24 protein-coding genes are annotated in these 21063 nt (G+C 67.7%); 12 read left to right on the forward strand and 12 right to left on the reverse strand.

Going from position 1 to position 21063, the window contains the following annotated elements:
* Nucleotides 1–43: 43 nt before the first annotated feature.
* Both Q0053_RS12195 and Q0053_RS12200 read left to right on the forward strand, forming a co-directional pair.
* Nucleotides 44–535, forward strand: coding sequence for a CinA family protein (locus Q0053_RS12195; RefSeq protein WP_298100532.1), 492 nt, complete (start codon nucleotides 44–46; stop codon nucleotides 533–535).
* On the forward strand, nucleotides 532–762 hold the full coding sequence (locus Q0053_RS12200; RefSeq protein ID WP_298100534.1) for a sulfurtransferase TusA family protein: 231 nt from the start codon (nucleotides 532–534) through the stop codon (nucleotides 760–762). The genes Q0053_RS12195 and Q0053_RS12200 overlap by 4 nt, the downstream gene beginning before the upstream one ends.
* Here Q0053_RS12200 and Q0053_RS12205 read toward each other — a convergent pair.
* Nucleotides 725–1654 carry a YihY/virulence factor BrkB family protein gene (locus Q0053_RS12205; protein ID WP_298100536.1) on the reverse strand — a complete coding sequence of 310 codons (930 nt, stop codon included), beginning with the start codon at nucleotides 1652–1654 and terminating at the stop codon, nucleotides 725–727. The genes Q0053_RS12200 and Q0053_RS12205 overlap by 38 nt on opposite strands.
* A gap of 191 nt (nucleotides 1655–1845) precedes the next feature.
* Here Q0053_RS12205 and Q0053_RS12210 point away from each other — a divergent pair, with 191 nt between their 5' ends.
* Together Q0053_RS12210 and Q0053_RS12215 are read left to right on the forward strand one after the other, a co-directional pair.
* Nucleotides 1846–3159, forward strand: coding sequence for a diguanylate cyclase (locus tag Q0053_RS12210; protein WP_298100538.1), 1314 nt, complete (start codon nucleotides 1846–1848; stop codon nucleotides 3157–3159).
* A 70-nt stretch (nucleotides 3160–3229) separates the two neighbouring features.
* Nucleotides 3230–3823: an SOS response-associated peptidase family protein gene (locus tag Q0053_RS12215; RefSeq protein ID WP_298100540.1), complete on the forward strand. Its 594-nt coding sequence runs from the start codon at nucleotides 3230–3232 to the stop codon at nucleotides 3821–3823.
* Nucleotides 3824–3833: 10 nt separating this feature from the next.
* On the opposite strand, the gene guaA is transcribed toward Q0053_RS12215, so the two are convergent.
* Genes guaA through guaB form a run of 5 tightly spaced genes read right to left on the reverse strand, consistent with a single transcriptional unit; the run spans nucleotide 3834 to nucleotide 9332 of the window.
* Nucleotides 3834–5396 (reverse strand): glutamine-hydrolyzing GMP synthase, encoded by a 1563-nt coding sequence (gene guaA / locus Q0053_RS12220; RefSeq protein ID WP_298100542.1) that lies wholly within the window; start codon nucleotides 5394–5396, stop codon nucleotides 3834–3836.
* Nucleotides 5393–6040, reverse strand: a complete 648-nt coding sequence (locus Q0053_RS12225; protein WP_298100544.1) for a 5'-methylthioadenosine/S-adenosylhomocysteine nucleosidase — start codon at nucleotides 6038–6040, stop codon at nucleotides 5393–5395. The genes guaA and Q0053_RS12225 overlap by 4 nt, the downstream gene beginning before the upstream one ends.
* Nucleotides 6037–7443, reverse strand: coding sequence for an RsmB/NOP family class I SAM-dependent RNA methyltransferase (locus Q0053_RS12230; protein WP_298100546.1), 1407 nt, complete (start codon nucleotides 7441–7443; stop codon nucleotides 6037–6039). Before Q0053_RS12230 ends, Q0053_RS12225 begins: the two co-directional genes overlap by 4 nt.
* A 9-nt stretch (nucleotides 7444–7452) precedes the next feature.
* Nucleotides 7453–7854 carry an MAPEG family protein gene (locus Q0053_RS12235; protein WP_367276690.1) on the reverse strand — a complete coding sequence of 134 codons (402 nt, stop codon included), beginning with the start codon at nucleotides 7852–7854 and terminating at the stop codon, nucleotides 7453–7455.
* A gap of 17 nt (nucleotides 7855–7871) precedes the next feature.
* Complete coding sequence (gene guaB / locus Q0053_RS12240; RefSeq protein ID WP_298100548.1) at nucleotides 7872–9332, reverse strand: IMP dehydrogenase; 1461 nt, start codon at nucleotides 9330–9332, stop codon at nucleotides 7872–7874.
* A gap of 131 nt (nucleotides 9333–9463) precedes the next feature.
* Here guaB and Q0053_RS12245 point away from each other — a divergent pair, with 131 nt between their 5' ends.
* Complete coding sequence (locus tag Q0053_RS12245) at nucleotides 9464–10012, forward strand: DUF2061 domain-containing protein (RefSeq protein ID WP_298100550.1); 549 nt, start codon at nucleotides 9464–9466, stop codon at nucleotides 10010–10012.
* Here the strand turns inward: Q0053_RS12245 and Q0053_RS12250 are convergent.
* Nucleotides 10009–10719, reverse strand: coding sequence for an RlmE family RNA methyltransferase (locus Q0053_RS12250; RefSeq protein ID WP_298100553.1), 711 nt, complete (start codon nucleotides 10717–10719; stop codon nucleotides 10009–10011). The genes Q0053_RS12245 and Q0053_RS12250 overlap by 4 nt on opposite strands.
* Before the next feature lie 68 nt (nucleotides 10720–10787).
* Here Q0053_RS12250 and Q0053_RS12255 point away from each other — a divergent pair, with 68 nt between their 5' ends.
* Nucleotides 10788–11252, forward strand: a complete 465-nt coding sequence (locus tag Q0053_RS12255; RefSeq protein WP_298100555.1) for a peptidylprolyl isomerase — start codon at nucleotides 10788–10790, stop codon at nucleotides 11250–11252.
* Nucleotides 11253–11359: 107 nt separating this feature from the next.
* Here Q0053_RS12255 and rnd read toward each other — a convergent pair whose 3' ends face one another.
* Nucleotides 11360–12508, reverse strand: coding sequence for a ribonuclease D (gene rnd / locus Q0053_RS12260; RefSeq protein WP_298100557.1), 1149 nt, complete (start codon nucleotides 12506–12508; stop codon nucleotides 11360–11362).
* A gap of 80 nt (nucleotides 12509–12588) precedes the next feature.
* Here rnd and purM point away from each other — a divergent pair, with 80 nt between their 5' ends.
* Nucleotides 12589–13626: a phosphoribosylformylglycinamidine cyclo-ligase gene (purM, locus tag Q0053_RS12265; protein WP_298100559.1), complete on the forward strand. Its 1038-nt coding sequence runs from the start codon at nucleotides 12589–12591 to the stop codon at nucleotides 13624–13626.
* Here the strand turns inward: purM and Q0053_RS12270 are convergent.
* Nucleotides 13623–14093, reverse strand: a complete 471-nt coding sequence (locus Q0053_RS12270; protein ID WP_298100561.1) for a hypothetical protein — start codon at nucleotides 14091–14093, stop codon at nucleotides 13623–13625. The two genes, purM and Q0053_RS12270, sit on opposite strands and share 4 nt — an antisense overlap.
* Before the next feature lie 125 nt (nucleotides 14094–14218).
* Between Q0053_RS12270 and purN the strand changes: the two genes are divergently transcribed.
* A complete protein-coding gene (gene purN, locus Q0053_RS12275) occupies nucleotides 14219–14812 on the forward strand; it encodes a phosphoribosylglycinamide formyltransferase (RefSeq protein ID WP_298100563.1) in 594 nt (197 codons plus the stop codon).
* A gap of 187 nt (nucleotides 14813–14999) precedes the next feature.
* On the opposite strand, the gene ndk is transcribed toward purN, so the two are convergent.
* A complete protein-coding gene (ndk, locus tag Q0053_RS12280) occupies nucleotides 15000–15419 on the reverse strand; it encodes a nucleoside-diphosphate kinase (RefSeq protein WP_298100564.1) in 420 nt (139 codons plus the stop codon).
* 144 nt (nucleotides 15420–15563) lie between these two features.
* Between ndk and Q0053_RS12285 the strand changes: the two genes are divergently transcribed.
* The 4 genes from Q0053_RS12285 to mutL all read left to right on the forward strand — a co-directional run bounded on the left by Q0053_RS12285 (nucleotide 15564) and on the right by mutL (nucleotide 20111).
* Nucleotides 15564–17456: an ABC-F family ATP-binding cassette domain-containing protein gene (locus Q0053_RS12285; RefSeq protein ID WP_298100566.1), complete on the forward strand. Its 1893-nt coding sequence runs from the start codon at nucleotides 15564–15566 to the stop codon at nucleotides 17454–17456.
* Between the two features lies 1 nt (nucleotide 17457).
* The gene (locus Q0053_RS12290; RefSeq protein ID WP_298100568.1) at nucleotides 17458–17700 is read left to right on the forward strand and encodes a DUF2164 domain-containing protein; all 243 of its coding nucleotides are present in this window, start codon (nucleotides 17458–17460) and stop codon (nucleotides 17698–17700) included.
* Between the two features lie 61 nt (nucleotides 17701–17761).
* The gene (locus tag Q0053_RS12295) at nucleotides 17762–18178 is read left to right on the forward strand and encodes a hypothetical protein (RefSeq protein ID WP_298100570.1); all 417 of its coding nucleotides are present in this window, start codon (nucleotides 17762–17764) and stop codon (nucleotides 18176–18178) included.
* A gap of 79 nt (nucleotides 18179–18257) precedes the next feature.
* Nucleotides 18258–20111, forward strand: a complete 1854-nt coding sequence (gene mutL, locus Q0053_RS12300) for a DNA mismatch repair endonuclease MutL (RefSeq protein WP_298100573.1) — start codon at nucleotides 18258–18260, stop codon at nucleotides 20109–20111.
* Here the strand turns inward: mutL and Q0053_RS12305 are convergent.
* Complete coding sequence (locus Q0053_RS12305) at nucleotides 20108–20293, reverse strand: hypothetical protein (RefSeq protein ID WP_298100575.1); 186 nt, start codon at nucleotides 20291–20293, stop codon at nucleotides 20108–20110. The two genes, mutL and Q0053_RS12305, sit on opposite strands and share 4 nt — an antisense overlap.
* A 130-nt stretch (nucleotides 20294–20423) precedes the next feature.
* Complete coding sequence (rsmD, locus tag Q0053_RS12310) at nucleotides 20424–20999, reverse strand: 16S rRNA (guanine(966)-N(2))-methyltransferase RsmD (RefSeq protein ID WP_298100577.1); 576 nt, start codon at nucleotides 20997–20999, stop codon at nucleotides 20424–20426.
* Nucleotides 21000–21063 lie beyond the last annotated feature (64 nt).

Consider the following 21063-nt stretch of genomic DNA (forward strand, 5'->3'; position numbering starts at 1 on the left):
ACACTAGACCGACTCGCGCCGCCTTCGGAAAGTCCCTCGATTCATGTTCCCCGAAGACATCCAGACCCTCGCCCGTCAGGTGATCGAGACCGCCGCCGCAAGGGGGCTTGTCCTTGTCACGGCGGAGAGCTGTACCGGCGGACTGGTGGCCGGAGCCCTGACCGCGATCGCCGGCTCCTCGGCGGTCGTTGAGCGCGGTTTCGTGACCTACAGCAATGGGTCCAAGACGGAGCTGCTGGCTGTACCGGCGGATCTGATCGAAGCCTGCGGTGCCGTGTCGGAACCGGTAGCGCGCGCCATGGCCCGGGGAGCCCTGGCAGGGTCCGGTGCCGACCTCTCGGTCTCGGTGACGGGCGTCGCCGGACCTGGCGGGGGCACGGCTGAAAAGCCCGTGGGCCTCGTCCATTTCAGCGCCGTCGGTCCGAGTGGTGAGATCCACGCGATGCACCGCTTCGGCGACATCGGGCGCGAACAGGTCCGGCTGGCCAGTGTCCGCGTGGCCCTCGGCCTGCTGCTTGACCGGATGCGCGCATGATCGTGGACGCACGCGGCCACCGCTGCCCGACCCCCGGCCTGAAGCTTCAGAAGGCGATGCGCGGAGCGGCCCCCGGTGCCTGTTTCACCCTGCTGGCCACGGACCCGATGGCGCGGATCGATGTGCCGCACCTGATGAACGCGGTCGGCGGAAAAACCGTGTCGATCACGGAGACGGACGGGGTCCTGACTATCGTGGTCGCGACGCCCGGCGCTCCGACAGGCTGACGACCGAGTCCGGCAGGGGTGTGTCGGGCTCGATCCCGGTTTCATCCCCGGAGCGCGCGGCGATCTCCATCTCGGTGGCGAAGGCACCACCGTAGAAGATGGCGTTGACGTTCCATGACAGCCAGATCAGCAGCACCACCACCGCGCCGACCGAGCCATAGGTCGCGCCCAGGGGCGCGATCTGCTCGACGTAGATGGCGCAGAGCCAGGACGAGACCGTCGACATCACGGTGGCGACCAGGCCACCGGCGATCGAAGGCCCCCAAGCCACCGGCGTCCGGTGGGACATGGCGTACCGGTAGAGCATGGTCAGGCCGATCGCCAGGCCGAGCGCCGGCCAGAGGCCCTCCAGCGGCAGCGCCCCGCCGGTCTGCTGTGCGCTTCCCGGCCCGGCATGCTCCAGCAGTCTCGAGGTCACCACGGCCCCGGACACCACCGTGAACAGAAGAAAGGCCGCAAGGGCCACGAAGAAGGCTAGGAGGTTGAATTTGAAGAATCCGTGCGGCTCTGACTCGTCGTGGATCAGGTTCAGTCCGGCCAGCAGGGCCTTGAACCCGCGATGCGCCGCATAGCCGCCGATGACCACAGCGAAGAAACTCTGGGCAGAAACAGTCCGGGCCGAGGCATTGGCCAGACGCTCGATCTCCTGGTGGAAGATGGCGCGGGCAGCCGTCGGCAAGACATCGGCGAGCGCGGCCGCCTGTTCACTGACCTGACCGATGGACAGCACCGCCTTGTAGAAGCCGATCAAAATGGCGATGGCCGGAAAGACCGCCAGCAGGGCGAAGAAGGATACGCCGCCGGTATAGAGCATGACGTCGCGGCCCCAGCTGCGTGTGAACGCCTTGACCGACAGGCGACCCCACAGCCTGGGCCTCGCCCAGCGCGTCACTGCCTCGATGTCCGACCTTGCCCGCAATCCAGTCACCGCAACCTGCAAATTCGCACTACTACTCCAATTCGGCCCAGGGGAAACCCGCTGCGAAAAGCGTCGGTCAGCCCGTTGCTTGGTGCCGCCTGCCCTCGCTATGGTCCTCAGACATGAGACCGCGCCCGGAGCCGGGAGCGGCTGGAGATTTATCCTTGGGTTCCGATCCGCGCATACTGGTCGTCGCGCCTGACGACGGCCTCGTAGGCCCACTCTGTCCGGGGCTGGACGCGCTCGGCTGGCGGACCCTGACCGCCCGTTCACTGGACGGTGCCCTTCAGGCCTTGATCGACTGGCCGCTGGAAGCCGTGATCCTGGACTCCCGCTTGCCGGATTCCGCCGAGGGCATTCGGGCCCTTCGCGCGGCGGTGATTCCGCGGCGGCTGCCGGTTCTCGTGATTGATCCGGATACGGCGACCTGGGAGCCGGGACTGGTCGATATCGTGATGTCCAGAGCCCCCCACCCCGCCCAGGCGGCCTTGCGGCTCGAGAACATGGTCCGCTCCGCCATCGCAGAGGAGGAAGTCTCGCTACGCGAGGCGACCTTCGCTGCCCGGGGGCAGCCTCTGGTGCTCCCGGGGGTCGACTCCGCACCCTTGCGGGTGCTGGCCGCCGGCAAGGCGGACCGGCATTTCATAGCCCTGTCCAACGCCCTGACCGCGCGCGGGTGTGAGGTGGTGGCGGCCCCGACGCCTTACACGGCCTTCGACTATCTGCATGAACGGGCGTTCGACGCTGTGGTGCTCTGGGGCGCCGAGGACCATACGCCCGCCCTGTCCATCGCTTCGGGCATGAAGCGGAACACCCGCCTGTATCATATCCCGGCCGTCCTCTATCTTCGCGGCTCGGGCGAGATCAATCTGTCGGAACTCTATAGCCGCGGCTTTGCGGACGTCGCCGCAGCCGACACGCCGGAGGATGAAACCGCCGGACGCGTGACGGCCCTGGCGCGTGCACATCGTCGCCATGTGGCCATCCGCAAGGCGCTGGAGAGCGCGCGCGGGTCGGGCCTGACCGATCCCATGACCGGCCTGTTCACACCCGAGCTGTTCGCCAGCCATCTCGCGCGCGTGGCCGAAGGGGCCCGCCTGCGTCGGCGCCCGCTCTCGGTTGCGGTCCTGCGGGTGTCCGAGACCAACGCCGTGGTCGAGGCCCGCAGCGGCGGCTGGCTGGATCGCGCCCTGCCCCAGATCGGGGCCATGGTTTCGCGCCTGATCCGCACGGAGGATACAGCCGCCCGCCTGTCGCCTGACGTCTTTGCCCTCGCCCTGCCGGCGACCGAGGGCCCGGCCGGGCGGGTCGCAGCCGACCGGATCGCCGCCGTCATCGGCTGTACCGCCTTCGATGCCGGCCCTGACCGATCGCCCTTTGTGGTCGAGTTCGAGGTCGGTGTCGCTCAGGTCACCGCCGGCGAATCGCCGGCAGCCGTGCTGGAACGCGCCTCGAGGGACGTCCGCAGCAACGCCTGATGGCTGTCGGGACAATCCTTTGTGCCGTAACGGCTGGAGCCATTGGCGGCTGAGGCGGACGATCAGAAACATGTGCAACACCTACCGGTTCCGTCCGTTGACCGGGCAGCCCTTCGAGGAAATCCGCCAGACCGGGATTTCGCTCGAATTCCCGCAAGGCAGACCGAACATCGAGCCCCGCGACGACATCCGCATCGGCGACTCCGCTCCGGTGGTCACGCGCACGAAAGACGGCGTCGCAGTCCGGATGACGACCTGGGCCTGGAAGTCCCCGCAGGGACGGCCGGTGTTCAATTTCAGGTCGGACGAGCGGTCGTTCGCCAACAGCCTGCGCTGCGCCATCCCGGCAGACGGCTTCTATGAATTCACCGACGCCCTCGCCGGTCAGAAGCGCAAGACCAGATGGCTTTTCACCATGGTTGAGGCACCGGCGTTCTGGATCGCCGGTGTGATCCGCGACGGCGCCTTCAGCATGCTGACCACGACGCCGGGGCCGGATGTTGCGCCCTATCACGACCGCCAGATCGTGCTGCTTGAACCGGGGCGCGCCATGGAATGGCTCGACCTGACCACCCCCGAGGCGGAACTGCTGCGGCCCCTGCCCGCAAGCCGGCTTGCGGTCGAACGGGTCTTTCCGCCCGCGGAGACAGGCCGGTTGTTCTAGTGAGCGAAAGTCACTCCCACTCGATCGTCCCCGGCGGCTTGGACGTCACGTCATAGACCACGCGGTTCACGCCCCGGACCTCATTGACGATCCGCGTGGCGCAGCGACCCAGGACATCCCACGGAAACTCGAAGAAGTCGGCGGTCATGCCGTCGGTCGAGGTGACCGCGCGCAGGGCCAGCACCTTCTCATAGGTGCGGGCGTCGCCCATGACGCCGACGGTCTTGACCGGCAAGAGGACGGCGAACGCCTGCCAGATGCTGTCGTAGAGTCCGGCCTTGCGGATCTCTTCCAGATAGATGGCGTCGGCCTGCTGCAGGGTCTCGACGGCCTCCGGCGTGATCTCGCCGGGGATGCGGATGGCAAGGCCCGGCCCGGGGAAGGGATGGCGTCCGACGAAGGCATCGGTCAGGCCCAGCTCGCGACCGAGCGCCCGGACCTCGTCCTTGAACAGCTCCCGCAGCGGCTCGACCAGCTTCAGCTTCATGAAGTCCGGCAGGCCACCGACATTGTGGTGGCTCTTGATCACATGGGCCTTGCCGCTCGAGGACGAGACGCTCTCGATCACATCGGGATAGAGGGTGCCCTGGGCCAGGAATTCGGCTCCCTCGATCTTGCCCGCCTCGCGGTCGAAGATCTCGATGAAGACACGACCGATGGTCTTGCGCTTGGTCTCGGGGTCCGACTGTCCGGCCAGTGCGCCGAGGAATTCCTTCGACGCATCAACGTGGATCAGGGGGATGTTGTAGTGCTCCCTGAACAGGGTCGTGACCTGGGTCGCCTCGTCCTTGCGCAGCAGGCCCGTGTCCACGAACACGCAGGTCAGCTGGTCGCCGATCGCCTCATGGATCAGGACCGCGGCCACCGAGCTGTCGACGCCGCCCGACAGGCCGCAGACCACCCTGGCCGATCCGACCTGTTCGCGGATCTGGGCGATCTTCTCGTCGCGATAGGCGGCCATGGTCCAGTCGCCCTTCAGACCCGCGATACCGTGGGTGAAGTTTCGCAGCATGGTGGCACCGCGCGGGGTGTGCATGACCTCGGGATGGAACTGCACGCCGTAGAAGCGGCGCGCCTCGTCAGCGATCACCGCATAGGGCGAACCGGCCGAGCTGGCGACCACCTCGAACCCCTCGGGAATGGCGACAATCTTGTCCCCATGGCTCATCCAGACCGTCTCGTCCTCGCCGACAGCAGCAAGGTCGGCCAGCAGGGGCGAAGCCCGCTCGACGGTGATTTCCGCGCGGCCGAACTCGCGGTGATGGCCGCCCTCGACCTTGCCGCCCAGCTGCTCACACATGGTCATCTCGCCGTAGCAGATGCCCAGCACCGGCACCCCGGCTTCGAAGACAGCCTGCGGTGCCCGCGGACTGCCTTCCTCATGCACGCTCTCCGGCCCGCCCGACAGGATGATCGCCTGCGGCTGCATGGCCTGGAGCGCAGCCTCGGCCTTGGCATAGGGGTGGATCTCGCAATAGACCCGCGCCTCGCGCAGGCGCCGGGCGATCAACTGGGTCACCTGGCTGCCGAAATCGACGATCAGGACCTTCTGGTGATCAGCGGGGGCGGTCATGCGGGCTCCGTGAGAACAGGCGTGAAATGGTCATGCAACAGGTCGAGGGCCTCGGCCAGCCGGAGATCGATCCCGGCCAGGGCGTCGGTCCAGTGTTCCAGGCGGGACAGGTCCGTGCGGCCGTCCGAAACGCCGCGCAGGCCGATCACCGGCACGCCGAACCGGGCCGCGGCGCGGACGACGGCGAAGGTCTCCATATCGACCATGTCAGCGTCGACAGCGTCGTAACCGGTGCCCGAGACGACACTCCCGCCCGTGGCCAGCCGGGCCGTCGGCAGGACCGACGGGCCATCCGCCAGCGGCAGGACGGCCGGAATGCGGGGATAGGGCGTCTCGCCCTTCGGAAAGCCAAGGGCACTGGCGTCCATGTCGCGGTAGCTGACCTCGGCGATGCGATAGACACGCCCATGATCAAGGATACGGGAGCCGGCCGAGCCGAGCGAAACCACAACATCAGGCAAGGTGCCTTCCGCCTTCAAACCCGCAAGGACGTGGGCGACCCCGGCCGCCGCCTCGACCGGGCCGACGCCCGTGATCAGCGGACGGATGCGGGCGCGAAGGGCCGGGCCGTACTCAGGCTCGGCCGCCATGACGCAGAGGGCGGTCTTCGGACCGAAACGGGCAAGGGTCCAGTCCCGGCTCACGCCCGCCGCTCATAGAGGGCCACGAAGAAGCCGTCGGTGCCGGTCGAGGCCGGCGACAGGCGCAGACGTCCGCCCGTCGCAGCCCCCGCCAGACGCGTACGCGCGGCGTCGGTGAGCGTCGGGGCAGCGAGCACCTCGGCGACAGGCAGTGGGTGGAAGCCCTTGTGGTTGGCTTCAAAGGCGTCGGCCACCGCCTCGTTCTCGCGGCTGAGGATCGAGCAGGTGACATAGACCAGTCGCCCGCCCGGCTTCACGAGGACAGCGGCCTGGGCGAGGATTCGCAGCTGCAGGGCATGCAGCCGCTCGATCTCGTCGGCCTTGAGCCGCCAGGCATCCTCGGGGCGGCGGCGCCAGGCACCCGAACCGCTGCAGGGCGCATCGACGAACACCAGATCGGCCTTGCCGTTGAACGCCTCGACCCCGCCACCGTTCTGGCCGATCAGCCGCAGGTCGGCAGCGACGCCGGCGCGGGCGAGACGCGGGCGAATGTTATCGAGCCGCTTCTGCACAACATCGCAGGCGACCAGCCGCATCGGCACGGCCGCGGGCGCAGATTTCGCGGCCGCCAGTTCATCGGCACCGGTCGGCGACCAGCCGGCGGGGCTGGGTGCCGCAACCCGCGCCGGATCGGCCGCAGGCAGGCCCTGCACCGCGAGCGCCAGCGTCTTGCCACCGCCACCTGCGCAATAATCGATGACGACACTGTCCGGCGTGAACGACAGGCCGGCCCCTGCCACCCAGGCCGTCAACTGGCTGCCCTCGTCCTGGATCTCGACCCGGCCCGCGTTGAAAGCCTCAAGGGCCTGGACATTCGGCGCAGGCTCCGACGGCAGTCGCAGGCCGACGGCCGACCAGGGAGTCCGTAAAGGCGAAAGACCCGTCGCCTTCAGCTCCGCCTGCGCAGCCTCGACTGTGGTTTTGGCCGTATTGACCCGCAGATCGACCGGCGCGCGCGCCATCAGACCGGCGGCTTCCTCGCTCCAGCGGTCGCCGAAGGTCGCCTTCAGGTCCTCGACCACAAAGGGAGGCAGGTCGGCGGCGATTCCGGGCCGGTCACCCTCCCCCGCCGCGATCCGGGCCCGCTCCTGTTTCGACAATGGGCGGGGGCCATAGCCCTCACCCGAGTGCAACGCCTCGATCTCCTCAAGCGACAGTCTGTCGAGGAAGGCCAGCGCGCCGACCACCAGCGCACGCCCGTCCTCCCGTCCGCCCATGGCCGTGACCAGCCGGCCGCGCGCGCGCAGCACCTGATAGACACGCTCGGCGACAGCACGGCGGTCACCGGAGCCCGCGTAGCGGTTGGCAGCGCCCCAGGCCTTGATCACGACCTCGGCGGAGGCGCGGCCCTGGGCGATGCTGTCCAGAACGGAGGCGGCGGCGGCGAGACGGGCAGCTGGGGTCAATGCGGGCTTTCAGACGAACAGGGCGGCGATGACCATGAACAGCCCCACCAGAGACGCCACCCAGACGAGGGAGCGGACATAGGGGATGCCCAGGGCGTAGACCGGCAGATAGATCAGGCGACCGAAGAGATAGAGATGCGTCCCCCAGAGAGTCAGGGGGCCGCCGTCCTTGCCCGCGACATGCGCCATAATGACGGCGGCGGCGAACAGCGGAAGGGTCTCGTAGAGATTGGCCTGGGCGCGGTCCAGCCGTCCGGCCAATTTGCCGGGCGGCGGAACGTCCCCGTCACGCGCACCGGCATTCCATTTGAGGCCCCGCTCAGCGGTCCGGGCACTGGCCGCCCAGAAGATCTGAACGATGGCCAGCACCAGCACGCAGGCAAGAGCGATGAATTCCGGTGTCATATCCATGGCCTGAGCCTCCCTGCTCATCCCTGACGATAGTTGGGTGCCTCGCGCGTGATCATCACGTCATGAACGTGGCTCTCCCGCAGCCCGGCACCGGTAATGCGCACGAAACGGGCGCGTTCCTGAAGGTCCGCAATGGTCGCCGCACCGACATAGCCCATGGCGGCGCGCAGGCCGCCGACCATCTGATGCAACACGGGTGCGATCGGCCCCTTGTAGGGCGTCTGGCCTTCGATGCCCTCGGGCACCAGCTTCTGGGTGTCCTCGACTTCCTTCTGGAAATAGCGGTCGGCCGAGCCGGCACCCATGGCTCCAACCGAGCCCATGCCACGGTACGACTTGTAGGACCGCCCCTGGTACAGGAAGACCTCGCCCGGGCTTTCGTCCGTGCCGGCGAACATCGAACCCATCATGGCGCAGGAGGCCCCGGCCGCGATAGCCTTGGCCAGATCACCCGAATACTTGATGCCGCCGTCGGCGATCACCGGGGCGCCCGAAGCCTTCGCCGCGCGGGCCGCGTCCATGATGGCCGTCAACTGCGGCACCCCGACGCCCGCGACGATACGGGTGGTGCAGATGCTGCCCGGGCCGATGCCGACCTTCACAGCGTCCGCGCCGGCGTCGATCAGGGCCCGCGCCGCGTCGTGGGTCGCGACATTGCCCGCGATGATCTGGATGCGGTTGGACTCGCGCTTGATTCGCTCGACCACGCGGCTGACCTGGATCGAGTGTCCGTGGGCGGTGTCGATCACGACCACGTCCACACCGGCCTCGGCCAGCGCCATGGCCCGCTCATAGCCGGCATCGCCCACGGTCGAGGCGGCACCGACCAGCAAGCGGCCCTGATCGTCCTTGGCGGCGTGAGGGTGGGCCTGGGCCTTCTCGATGTCCTTCATCGTGATCAGGCCGGTCGCCCGATAGTCCTCGTCGACGACGATGACCCGCTCGACCTTGCGGTCGCGAAGCAGGGCACGGGCCTCGTCACGTCCGGCCCCTTCGCGCACAGTGACCAGATCGCCTGTGGTCATCAGCTCGATGGCCTTGCGATTCGGGTCGGTGTCGAACCGCATGTCGCGGTTGGTGAGGATGCCGACCAGTCTGCCGGTGCCGGGGTCCACGACCGGAAAGCCCGAAATCTTCCGCTTGGCCACGATGGCGCGGATTTCACCGAGCGTCGTCTGCGGCGTGATGGTCACCGGATTGATGACCATCCCGCTTTCGTAGCGTTTGACCTCGCGGACCATGTCGGCCTGTTCCTCGACCGTCATATTGCGGTGGAGGATACCCAGACCGCCAGCCTGGGCCATGGCGATGGCCAGCCGGCTTTCGGTGACCGTGTCCATGGCGGACGAGGTCAGCGGGATCTTCAGCCTGATGTCGCGGGTCAGCTGCGTCGAGACGTCCGCGTCCGCGGGCATGATCTCTGACGGGCCGGGTTCCAGCAAAACATCGTCGAAGGTGAGCCCTTCGCGTATCTCCATGAGGAGTCTCCGTTTTGCGGGCCGCGTATAGCGGTGACCGGCGGGGAACCGCAAGGGCCGCCCGCCCTTATCGTCGTGATAAGAACAATTGGCTTGCCGGATGCGGCAGCGGCCCCACATCTGGGCGACCCATGGTCCGACTTTTCATCAACACGGCCCGCCGCCTCGCGCTCAAGATCGCGAGCTATGGCGTGATGCACCTGGTGGTCGCCGTCCTGGTGGCCTTCGCCGTCACGCGCGACTGGCGGGTGGCCCTGGCGGTGGGGCTGGTGGAGCCCTTCTTCCAGACCATCGCCTATTCCATCCACGACCGCGTGTGGCACCGGATCGAACACCGTCGGATGCTATCGGGGCTGGAAGAGGCGTCCGAGGCCTTCACCGCCCGTCTGCAGATCATGGCCCCCGAGGAACAGACCCGTGCCCATGGCCACGCCGGCCATAGCCATGCCCTGCCCCGCTCCCTGAAACAGGTCGCGGCCAAGTCCGTCACCTACGGCCTGATGCATTTCGTCGTCGCTGTGACCGTCGCCTTCGCCCTGACCCGCGACTGGCGCGTGTCCCTCGCCATCGGCCTGATCGAGCCGCTGGTGCAGACGGTGTTCTTCACCGTCCACGACCGCATCTGGAGCCGGATCGAAGCGAAGAAGGCCGCGCGGGCGGCGGACATGGCCTCGGCCTAGCGCCGGTTCATCGCCACGAGAAACACCTCGGCGCTGTCCTTTCGGCTCGACTCCGGCTTGACGTACTTCACCGTCTCGAACTCGGCGCGCAGCCGGGCCAGCACCCCGCCGGCGTCGCCGCCCTGGAAATTCTTCGACACGAAATGGCCGCCGGGCTTCAGCGTGCGGATGGCGAAGTCGGCGGCGATCTCGATCAGGGCGATGATCTTCAGGTGATCCGTCTGGCGATGGCCGACCGTGTTGTGGGCCATGTCGGACAGGACCAGGTCCGGCGCGCCGCCCAGCAGCTCCATCATCTGCTGATCGACCCCCGGATGGGTGAAGTCGGCCTGGATCATGATCGCGCCCGGCACCGGCTCGACCGGCAGCAGGTCGACGCCGACCACCGAGATCGCCCCCCGCTTGACCGCCACCTGGGCCCAGCCGCCCGGCGCGGCACCCAGGTCGATGACCCGGCTTCCCTGCCGGATCAGGTGAAACCGGTCGTCGATCTCCAGCAGTTTGAAGGCCGCGCGGCTGCGCCAGCCCTCGGCGCGCGCGCGCTCGGACCATTTGTCGGACAGCTGGCGCTTGATCCATTGCTGGCTGGACATCGACTTGGTGTCCGCCGTCTTCATCTTGGTGCCCATGCCGCGGCCGGCGGCGGTGCCGCCCGAGGGCGGGCGCACCATCCGTCTGCGCTCTGCGGGCTTTTCTTCGTCAGTCATCGCATCCACATAGCCGTCAGCGGGTTTGCGGGCTATGGACCCGCGACAATTCAAAAAGGAGCGCGCCGATGGCCGATCAGACCCTGACCTTTTCACTCGACACCGGCGACGGCGCCGACCGCGACGTGATCATCAAGCTTCGTCCCGACCTGGCCCCCGGCCATGTCGCCCGTATCACCGAACTGGCCAGCGAAGGCTTCTATGACGGCGTGGTCTTCCACCGCGTCATCGCCGGCTTCATGGCCCAGGGCGGCGATCCGACCGGCACGGGCACCTCGGGCTCGAAGAAGCCGAACCTGAAGGCCGAATTCTCGAAAGAGCGCCACGCCCGCGGCGTCTGCTCCATGGCCCGCACCCAGGACCCCAACAGCGCCAACAGCCAGTTCTTCATCTGCCTGGACGACGCCTCCTTCCTCGACGGCCAGTACACCGTCTGGGGCGAGGTCATCGAGGGCATGGAGCACGTCGACGCCCTGCCCAAGGGCGAGCCGCCGCGTTCGCCGGGCAAGATCCTCAAGGCGACGGTGGGCTGATGGAAGGTCTTAGGGCTTAGGGCTTAGGGCTTGGTGAGGTCTCGCTGGGACCTAAGCCCTATGCCCTATGCCCTATGCCCTATGCCCCAAGCCCCAAGCCCCGGTCCCTACTCGATCTCCACGACCTCGACCCGGGCGCCGTTCAGGACCAGGGCGATCTCGCCGCGTTTGAGCTTGAGCGCGTCCTCGCCGAACAGCTGGCGGCGCCAGCCCTTGAGGGCGTCGACGTCGGCCTCGTCGTCGAGGGCGATCTTCTCGAGGTCGGCGACATTGGCCAGCAGTTTGGTCGCCACCCCGGCGTTGTCGCTCTTGGCCTTGAGCAGAACCTTGAGCAATTCGACCACGGACGGCGGAGCCGGCTGGTTGTGGGCCGGGCGGTCCAGCTTGGGTGCAAAGGCCTCGGGGTCGGCCAACACCCGCTTCAGCTCGGCCGACAGCTCCAGCCCGAGACGCGAGGCACCGAATCCCTTGGGCACGGAACGCAGGCGGTTGAAGGCGTCGGGATCGGTCGGCCCCTGGGCCGCGATCTCGTCGATCGCCTCGTCCTTGAGGATTCGGCCGCGCGGCTGGTCGCGTTCCTGGGCGGTGCGCTCGCGCCAGACCGCCGTGGCGACGAAGGCTGAGAGGTATCGGGCGCTGAACTTCTTCGGCTTGAGCCGCTTCCAGGCCTTTTCCGGATCGGTGTCATAGAGGTCCGGATCGGTCAGGCTCTCCATCTCGGACATGACCCAGTCCAGACGGCCCTCCTTCTGCAGCCGGTCGCGCAGTTTGGGATAGAGGGCGGCCAGATGGGTGACGTCGCCGAGCGCATAGACCAGCTGGGCCTCCGACAGCGGACGACGGGCCCAGTCAGTGAAACGGCTGCCCTTGTCGACCTCCTGCTTCAACATCTGGCGCACCAGCGCCTCATACGAGACCTGATCGCCGAAGCCGGCGGCCATGGCCGCCACCTGGGTGTCGAACATCGGCTTCGGCATGGCACCGAGCTTGACGAAGATCTCCGTGTCCTGACGCGCGGCGTGGAAGACCTTGATGATCTTCGGATCGCGCAGCAGGTCGAGGAAGGGCTCCAGATCCAGCCCGTCCGCCATCGGGTCGATGATGGCTGCATCCGTGGCCGACGCGGCCTGAATCAGGCACAGCCGCGGCCAATAGGTCGTCTCCCGCATGAACTCGGTGTCGACGGTGATGAAGGGCTGGTCGGCCAGGCGCTGACAGAATGCGCGAAGCGCCTCGGTGGTGGTGATGGGCGTCATTCGGATGCTATAGCCCCGCGCGACGTGGTTGTGGCAAGACCCGCCGCACAAATCCGCCCACTGATTCAGGCCCGTGACCGATGAGCGACACCTCCGACAGCCTGCACAACGGCCTCACCTATGCCGATGCGGGGGTGGATATCGACGCCGGCGAGATGCTGGTGGACGCCATCAAGCCGCTGGCGAAGTCGACCCGCCGTCCCGGTGCGGAGGCCTCGCTCGGGGGATTCGGTGCCTTGTTCGATCTCAAGGCGGCCGGATTCGAGGATCCGCTGATCGTCGCCACCACGGACGGCGTCGGCACCAAGCTGAAAATCGCCATCGAGACCGGGCGGCATGACGGCGTCGGGGTCGATCTGGTCGCCATGTGCGTCAACGACCTCCTGGCGCAGGGTGCCGAACCGCTGCTGTTCCTCGACTATTATGCCACCGGCAAGCTCGAGATCGACGCCGCCCGGCGCGTCGTGGCCGGAATCGCCGAGGGCTGCCGTCAGGCCGGCTGCGCCCTCGTCGGCGGCGAGACGGCCGAAATGCCCGGCATGTATGCCGGCGGCGACTACGATCTGGCGGGCTTTTCGCTGGGGGCCGTCGAGCGCGGCCATGCCCTGCCGTATCTGGACCGTCAGGCCGCGGGCGACATCATCATCGGTCTCGCCTCCTCGGGGCCCCACTCGAACGGCTATTCCCTGATCCGCAAGGTGGTCGAAAAGTCGGGCCTGTCGTGGGGCGATGATGCGCCCTTCGCCCGTGACCGGACGCTGGCGCAGGCCCTGATGGAACCGACCCGTATCTATGTGAAGCCGGTCCTGCCGCTGATGAAGGCCGGTCTGGTCAAGGGCGCGGCCCACATCACCGGCGGCGGCCTGATCGAGAACCCGCCGCGCTGTATCGCCGAAGGCCTTCAGGCGTCCTTCGACTGGAACGCCTGGCCTGTGCCGCACGTCTTCCAGTGGCTGGGCGAGGTCGGCGGCATCTCGGATCACGAACTGCGCCGCACCTTCAACTGCGGCATCGGCTTCATCCTGATCGTGGCACCGGAGAATGCCGAGCCGGTGCTGGCCGCGCTGCTGGAAGCGGGCGAGGTCGCCTTCGTCTGCGGCCAGCTGGAAGCCGCCTAATAGCCTTCGGCGTCGAGACTGCTGAAGGTCACCCGGACCAGCGCCGCGGCCCCGGGGTTCTGTCTCAGCGAGACCGTGACCCCGGCCTTCGTCCAGATGGGACGGTTGGCAGGCAGTCCTGCCTCCGGAGCAAAGCCTCCCTCACGCATGACCGGCAGGATCGACGCCCTCGCCCCGTCGAATCCGCCGCGGCGCGCCTGGATCACGCAGACCCGGTTGAGATTGCCGTCGGCAAGGCTGCCCTCGGTCGTCAGGCGCAACAGATAGGCCTCATCCTCGCTCTGGAAGGTGCGGGTATCGGCCTCCGGAGCGGGGGTCTCGACAAAGCCGAGAAACTCCAGCGCGACGGTGTCGCTGGTCTCGCCGGTCACATAGGGCAGACAGACGTCGGTCAGAATGCTGCGGGTCATGTCGGTGGGCGGAGCCGCCGCCGTGATCATGGTGGCGGCCAGGACGAGAGCAAGCATGGACGAAACTCCGGAACGACCATCACACTGTTTCCGAGGCCGCCGCGATGCGCAAGCGCCGGGCCGTTGACCGGCAGAGGCGCGCCCGGCAAGGTCCACGTCTTCCCTTGTCTGTGAGGTCACCTGTGCCCGACACCTCCACGGGCCGCACCCGCGTGGCCGTCCTGATCTCCGGGGCCGGCTCCAACATGGCTGCCCTGATCGACGCGGCCCGTCAGCCCGGCGCACCGTTCGAGGTGGTTCTGGTCCTGTCCAACAGGCCCGAGGCCGGCGGTCTGGCCGTTGCCGAAATCAAGGGCGTCGCCACAGCCGTTGTAGACCACGCCCCCTTCGGCAAGGACCGGGCGGCCCATGAGCAGGCGATCCAGACTGCATTGGATGCTCATGGCGTCGAGGTTGTGGCCCTGGCCGGCTATATGCGCCTGCTGACCCCCTTCCTTGTCGGGCGATGGGCCGGGCGAATGCTCAACATCCACCCCAGTCTGCTGCCGAGATATCCGGGGCTGGATACCCATGCGCGCGCCATCGCGGCAGGCGACGCCGAGGCCGGCTGCACGGTGCATCTGGTCACCGAGGGCGTCGACGAAGGCCGGGTACTGGGGCAGGCCGCGGTGCCGATCCAGCCGGGTGACACGCCGGCAACCCTCGCCCGGCGGGTACTGTCGGCAGAACATGACCTCTACCCGCGAGTTCTGGCCGGGTTTTGCCGTCGACCCTGACCTCCCCGCCGGGCGGCATGAATCCAGCGACCTGTTGATCGCCGGCCGCCACCGGGCGGGTCGAAGGAACCTCATGCCGTGTGGCCTTGGCCCTTCAAGCCGATTTCTTGATCAAGCAACAGCCGGATGTGAAAACGGCCGGATCGTTTCCGATCCGGCCGCAGCAGGTCCAAGGCTTTCGCCCGGATCAGCCGACGATCTGGTCGGCGGTGAAGAACTGGGCGATCTCGATGCCGGCGTTCTCGAGGCTGTCCGAACCATGGACCGAGTTCTCGCCGATCGACAGGGCGAACAGCTTGCGGATGGTGCCGTCAGCGGCGTCCTTGGGGTTGGTGGCGCCCATGACTTCGCGATAGGCGGCGACGGCGTTCGGGCCTTCCAGCACCTGCACCACGACCGGCTCGGCGGTCATCTGGCCGACCAGTTCACCGTAGAAGGGGCGTTCGGCGTGGACTTCGTAGAATTTCTTCGCCTGGGCTTCGGTCAGATGCACACGGCGTTGGGCCACGATACGCAGGCCGGCACCCTCGATCACGGCGTTGATCGCCCCGGTCAGGTTGCGGCGCGTGGCGTCGGGCTTGATGATCGAGAAGGTACGTTCGGTCATGGGAGTGACTTCTTGTTGGGAGATTGAAGGTCGCGGGCTTATAGCGGCGCCCTCCCCGGTTTCCAACCGCCACACAAATTTGCCTCTTTCGCGCGTCTCCAGGCAGCGCGATGCCCCAGGGGCCGCCCGAGATTACGACCGACCATGCTCCAGATCACCGACCTGACCTTCAACGCCTGGGGCCGCAAATTCCTCGAGGACGCCTCCGTCTCCCTGCCGCCCGGTGCCAAGGTCGGTCTGGTGGGCCGCAACGGCATCGGCAAATCGACCCTGTTCAAGCTGATCCTCGGAGAGCTGGCCGCCGGCGGTGACGAGATCAGCCTGCCAAGGACAGCCCGCATCGGTTCCGTCGACCAGGAACACCCGGCCACCCCCGTCAGCGTGATCGAGACCATCCTCGAGGCCGATGAGGAACGCCACAGCCTGCTCGGCCGACTGGAAACCGCCGAGCCTGAGGAGATGGGCGAGATCTGGACCCGGCTGATCGAGATTGACGCCGACGCCGCTCCCGCCCGCGCCGCCGAAATCCTCGTCGGCCTCGGCTTCGACCATGAAAACCAGTCGCGGCCGATGTCGGAATTCTCCGGCGGCTGGCGCATGCGGGTGGCCCTGGCCGCCGCCCTGTTCGCCGAGCCGGACATGCTGCTGCTCGACGAGCCGACCAACTATCTCGACCTGGAAGGTGCGCTCTGGCTTGAGGCCCGCCTCAAGAAATACCCGCACACCGCCCTGATCATCTCCCACGACCGCGAGATGCTGAACGAGGTCTGCACCCATATCCTGCACCTCGCGAACCGCAATCTGACGCTCTACACGGGCAACTACGACCAGTTCGAAAAGGCCCGTGCCGAAAAGGCCCGGCTGCAGCTGTCGGCCAAGGCCAAGCAGGACGCCGAACGCGCCCACCTCCAGGCCTTCGTCGACCGCTTCAAGGCCAAGGCCTCCAAGGCCGCCCAGGCCCAGTCGCGCATGAAGCGGCTGGCCAAGATGCAGCCCGTGGCCACCACCATCGAGGAGCGGGTCGCCCCCTTCATCCTGCCCTCCCCGCCCCGCCCCCTGGCCCCGCCCCTGATCCGGCTGGAGCGGGCCAACGTCGGCTATGAGACCGGCAGGCCGATCCTGCGCAATCTGAACCTGCGCATGGATCTGGACGACCGCATCGGCCTGCTGGGCGTCAACGGCGCGGGCAAGTCGACCTTCGCCAAGATGATCGCCGGGGCGCTGAGTGTCTCGGACGGCGAACTGCACCGAGACCGCAAGATGCGCGTCGGCTGGTTCCACCAGCACCAGATCGAGGCCATGGACCCGACCGACACACCGCTGGAGATCATCCGCCGCGCCATGCCCGAGGCCTCGGAGAGCAGCCGCCGCTCGAAACTGGCGCAATGGGGTCTGGGCTATGAGAAGCAGGAGACCACGGTCGCCAGCCTGTCCGGCGGCGAGCGCGCCCGCCTGCTGCTCAATCAGGTGGCCATGGATGCGCCCCACATCCTGATCCTCGACGAACCGACCAACCACCTCGACATCGACAGCCGCCGGGCCCTGCTGGATGCGCTCAACGACTATTCCGGCGCCGTCATCCTGATCACCCACGACCGTTCACTGATGGAGATGGTCGCCGACCGCCTGTGGCTGGCCGCCGACGGCACGGTGAAGCCGTTCGACGGCGACATGGACGACTACGCCAAGTTCGTCCTCGACCGCGCCAAGGCCGCTGCGGTCAAGCCGAGCCAGATCAGGGAAGAGACAGTCGCAAGCACCGCCGCGCCCGCTCAGAACAACAAGGGCAAGAAGAACGAGAAAAAATCAGGTCCTTCCCCCTCGACCCTGCGTCATGCGGTCAAGAAGGCCGAGGAGCGGATGGCCCAGCTGACCGCCGAGATCGCCCGCATTGACGACGACATGGCCAATGCCTCGGTCAGCAACCCCAAGGCGCTTGAGGGCCTGACCCGCGCGCGGGCGAAGACCCAGTTTGATCTCGACGCAGCCGAAGCGGCCTGGGTGTCGGCGGAAGAGGCGCTGGCGGAGGTGAGCTGAGATGAAACCCATCCCGTTCAGCCGCGAGGAAACCGCCGACATCACGGCCAGGCTGCGGGCCTATTTCCGCGACGAGCTGGAGATCGAGCTGGCTGCCCTGCCCGCGGAGATGTTGCTCGATTTTCTGGGTCGGGAGATTGGACCGTTCTTCTACAATCGCGCCGTCTATGACGCCCAGGCTGTGGTGGCGAAGAAGGCCGGAGACATCAACGAAGCGCTCGCGGGGTTGGAACGGTCGGGATGACGTTGGTGTTCGGACAACAGGAATCGACGTACCAGATTCAACGCCCTTTCCGGAGTCACCCATGATCCGCCCAGCCTTGGTCGCGATAACCCTGATTCTCGCGACCCCCGCGCTCGCTCAGACGCCCGCCGCGGCCCCGCCGACCGCATCGACGCCGAGCTTGCAACGCTATCAGCTGGACCTGGAGGTCATCCGCAACGGTGTCACGCTCTTTTGGACCGTCACCCAGATCGTCGAGGGCGCGCCGGTCGAGGCGTCGGCCACGGTCAACGGTGTCACCTATGACTTCTCCGCCAACCTGTTCGCGGTGCAAGGCGACGGCGATGAGGCGCAGATGATGCTGGAAGCGCATTTCGCGGGAGGCGAGACCGAGCTCGCGGCTCCGCGGCTGACCTTCCTGCGCGACCGGATGGCCCTGATCGAGGTCGGCGACAAGTCGGGCGACCTGCTGAAGATGTCGATCGCCCCGATCCGGTAGGACTGCGACAGCCCTCCCGTTCGAACCCGCACAACATCGCCTTCTTGCCGGGGCCGGATCGCGCCATACTTGCGAATCCATGCCCATCCGCCGCCTCCCCCCTGAAACCGTCAACCGCATCGCCGCCGGCGAGGTGGTCGAACGCCCGGCCAGCGCCATCAAGGAGCTGGTCGAGAATGCACTCGACGCAGGCGCGACGCGGATCGAGGTCCAGGCGGACGGCGGCGGGCTGACGCGCATCCTGATCGCCGACGACGGGCACGGCATGGCGGCGGACCAGCTGGCCCTGGCGGTCGAGCGCCACGCCACCTCCAAGCTGGAGGCCGACGACGCCGGTGATGTCGACCTGCTGCGCATCTCGACCCTCGGCTTCCGCGGCGAGGCCCTGCCGTCGATCGGCTCGGTCGCGCGGCTGACGATTACCAGCCGACCCCGCGAGGGTGGCGACGCCCACCAGATCACCGTCGAGGGCGGCGACCAGCGGCCCGTCGCGCCGGCCGGCTTCCCCGGCCCGCACGGGGCCCGGGTCGAGGTCCGCGACCTGTTCTACGCCACCCCTGCCCGGCTGAAATTCATGAAGTCCGAGCGGTCCGAGGCCATGGCCATCTCGGAAGAGATCAAGCGTCAGGCCATGGCCCATGAAGGAGTCGCCTTCACCCTCGACCTGGACGGCAAGACCACCCTTCGCCTGCCGGCCGAACACCCCGGCGACGCAGGCCGTCTGAAGCGCCTGGCCGCCCTTCTGGGCCGGGATTTCGAGGCCAACGCCCTGCTGATCGACCAGGCCCGGGACAATGTCCGCCTTACCGGCTACGCAGGCCTGCCGACCTATTCGCGCGGCAATGCCGGCCACCAGTATCTGTTCGTCAACGGCCGTCCGGTGAAGGACAGGCTGCTGCAAGGGGCCCTGCGCGGGGCCTATGCCGACTTCCTCGCCCGCGACCGTCACCCGGCTGCGGTGCTGTTCCTCGAGATCGACCCGCTCTACGTCGATGTGAACGTCCACCCGGCCAAGGCCGAGGTGCGGTTCCGCGACCCGGCGCTGGTGCGGGGCCTGATCGTCGGTGCCCTGCGCCACGCGCTCGCCGCAGCCGGCCACCGCGCCTCGACCACGGTGGCGGCGGATGCGCTGGCGGGGTTCCGCGCGCACGAGGGTGTGGGGGCTGGGGTATGGGGTGTGGGGGACAACCGTGCCGCTCCCGGCTACAGCGGCTGGCAGGGCTGGGCCGCGCCTGCGACCCGGACCGCCCAACTCATTCCGGGCCTCAACGAGCGATCCGCCCGCGTCGAGCCGGGCTTCACCCCCACACCCCACACCCCATACCCCACACCCCAAGCCCACGACCCCGTCGACTTCCCCCTCGGGGCCGCCCGCGCCCAGCTGCACGGCACCTATATCGTCGCCCAGACCCGCGACGGCCTCGTCGTGGTCGACCAGCATGCCGCCCACGAACGCCTCGTCTATGAGCGGATGAAGGTCCAGATGGCGCGCGGCGCGGTCACCCGTCAGGCCCTGCTGACCCCCGAGGTCGTCGAACTGGACCCCGCCGAGGCCGAGCGCGTCTCGGCCCGCGCCGACGAGCTGGCGGAGCTCGGGCTGATCGTCGAGGCGTTCGGCGCCGGCGCGGTGCTGGTGCGCGAGACCCCCGCCCTGCTGGGCGACACCGACGTCCAGGGTCTGATCCGCGATATCGCGGATGATCTGGCCGAGCATGGCGCAGCCCTGGCCCTGTCAGAGCGTCTGGGTGAGGTCTGTGGCACCATGGCCTGTCACGGCAGCGTCCGGGCCGGCCGGGTGCTGTCTGGCCCCGAGATGAACGCCCTGCTGCGCGAGATGGAGGCCACCCCCCACTCCGGCCAGTGCAACCACGGCCGCCCGACCTATGTGGAGCTCAAGCTGTCCGACCTCGAGAAGCTGTTCGGGCGGCGCTAGGCCTCTGCCGGCAGGCACATATCGACGACCGTCTCTACCGGGCGCGAGCGCAGATCCGCCATGATCGCCTCCCGGTCCGGAGCCCTCAGGATCATCCATGCGAGGGCCGCAGACTGGATGATCACGACGGCCGACAGAACCATCATGAGCGCCGGTCCCAGCCCCATACGCCTCGTCGACATCCCGCACCCCCACCCGTTGCCGATCGTGATGTTGCCGCCCGGCCGGGCCGCCAACAATCGTCAATTTGTGAAACCGGAGTTTCTGGCCCCGGGGTGTGTCCCGGCGCACACCGGACCCGCCACCCGGACCTTACCCCTCCGCTGACCCTGCCCTGAGGAACAGGACCCTTGCGGCCCCATAGTTGCGCGCATCCAGCCGCTGATAGCCGGGCGTGTCGATTTCCGGCTCGTCAGAACCGCGCTCGAACACCACCAGAGCGCCCGGCTTCAGCCAGCCGCCCTCGAGCAGCCGCGCCAGGGTCTGTTCGCCCAACCCTTTGCGGTAAGGCGGATCAAGGAAGGCCAGATCGAAGGCCTCCCCGTCAGAACCCGGCCGGCTGCCCAGATCGATGGCGCTGCGCCGGTGCACCCGCGAGCGGCCCATGACCCCATAGGCGTCGGCATTCTCGCGGATGGCTCCGCGCGCCTCCTCATCGGTCTCGACAAACAGGGCGAAGGCCGCGCCGCGACTGATGGCCTCGAACCCGAGGGCACCTGAGCCGGCGTAAAGGTCCATCACCCGCATACCCTCGAGCGGCTCGGCCCAGGCGGCGTGTTCCAGCACATTGAACACGGCCTGCCGCGCCCGATCCGAGGTCGGGCGCGTGCCCTGCCCCTCCGGCGTAGTAATGGTCCGGCCCTTCAGGTTTCCAGCGACGATTCTCATGGAAAAGCCTCTGGACCGGAACGGGCCGCGAATGCAACGTTGGCACCATGGTTCAACCATTCCG

This window comes from Brevundimonas sp. (genome assembly GCF_027487935.1).
GTDB lineage: Bacteria > Pseudomonadota > Alphaproteobacteria > Caulobacterales > Caulobacteraceae > Brevundimonas.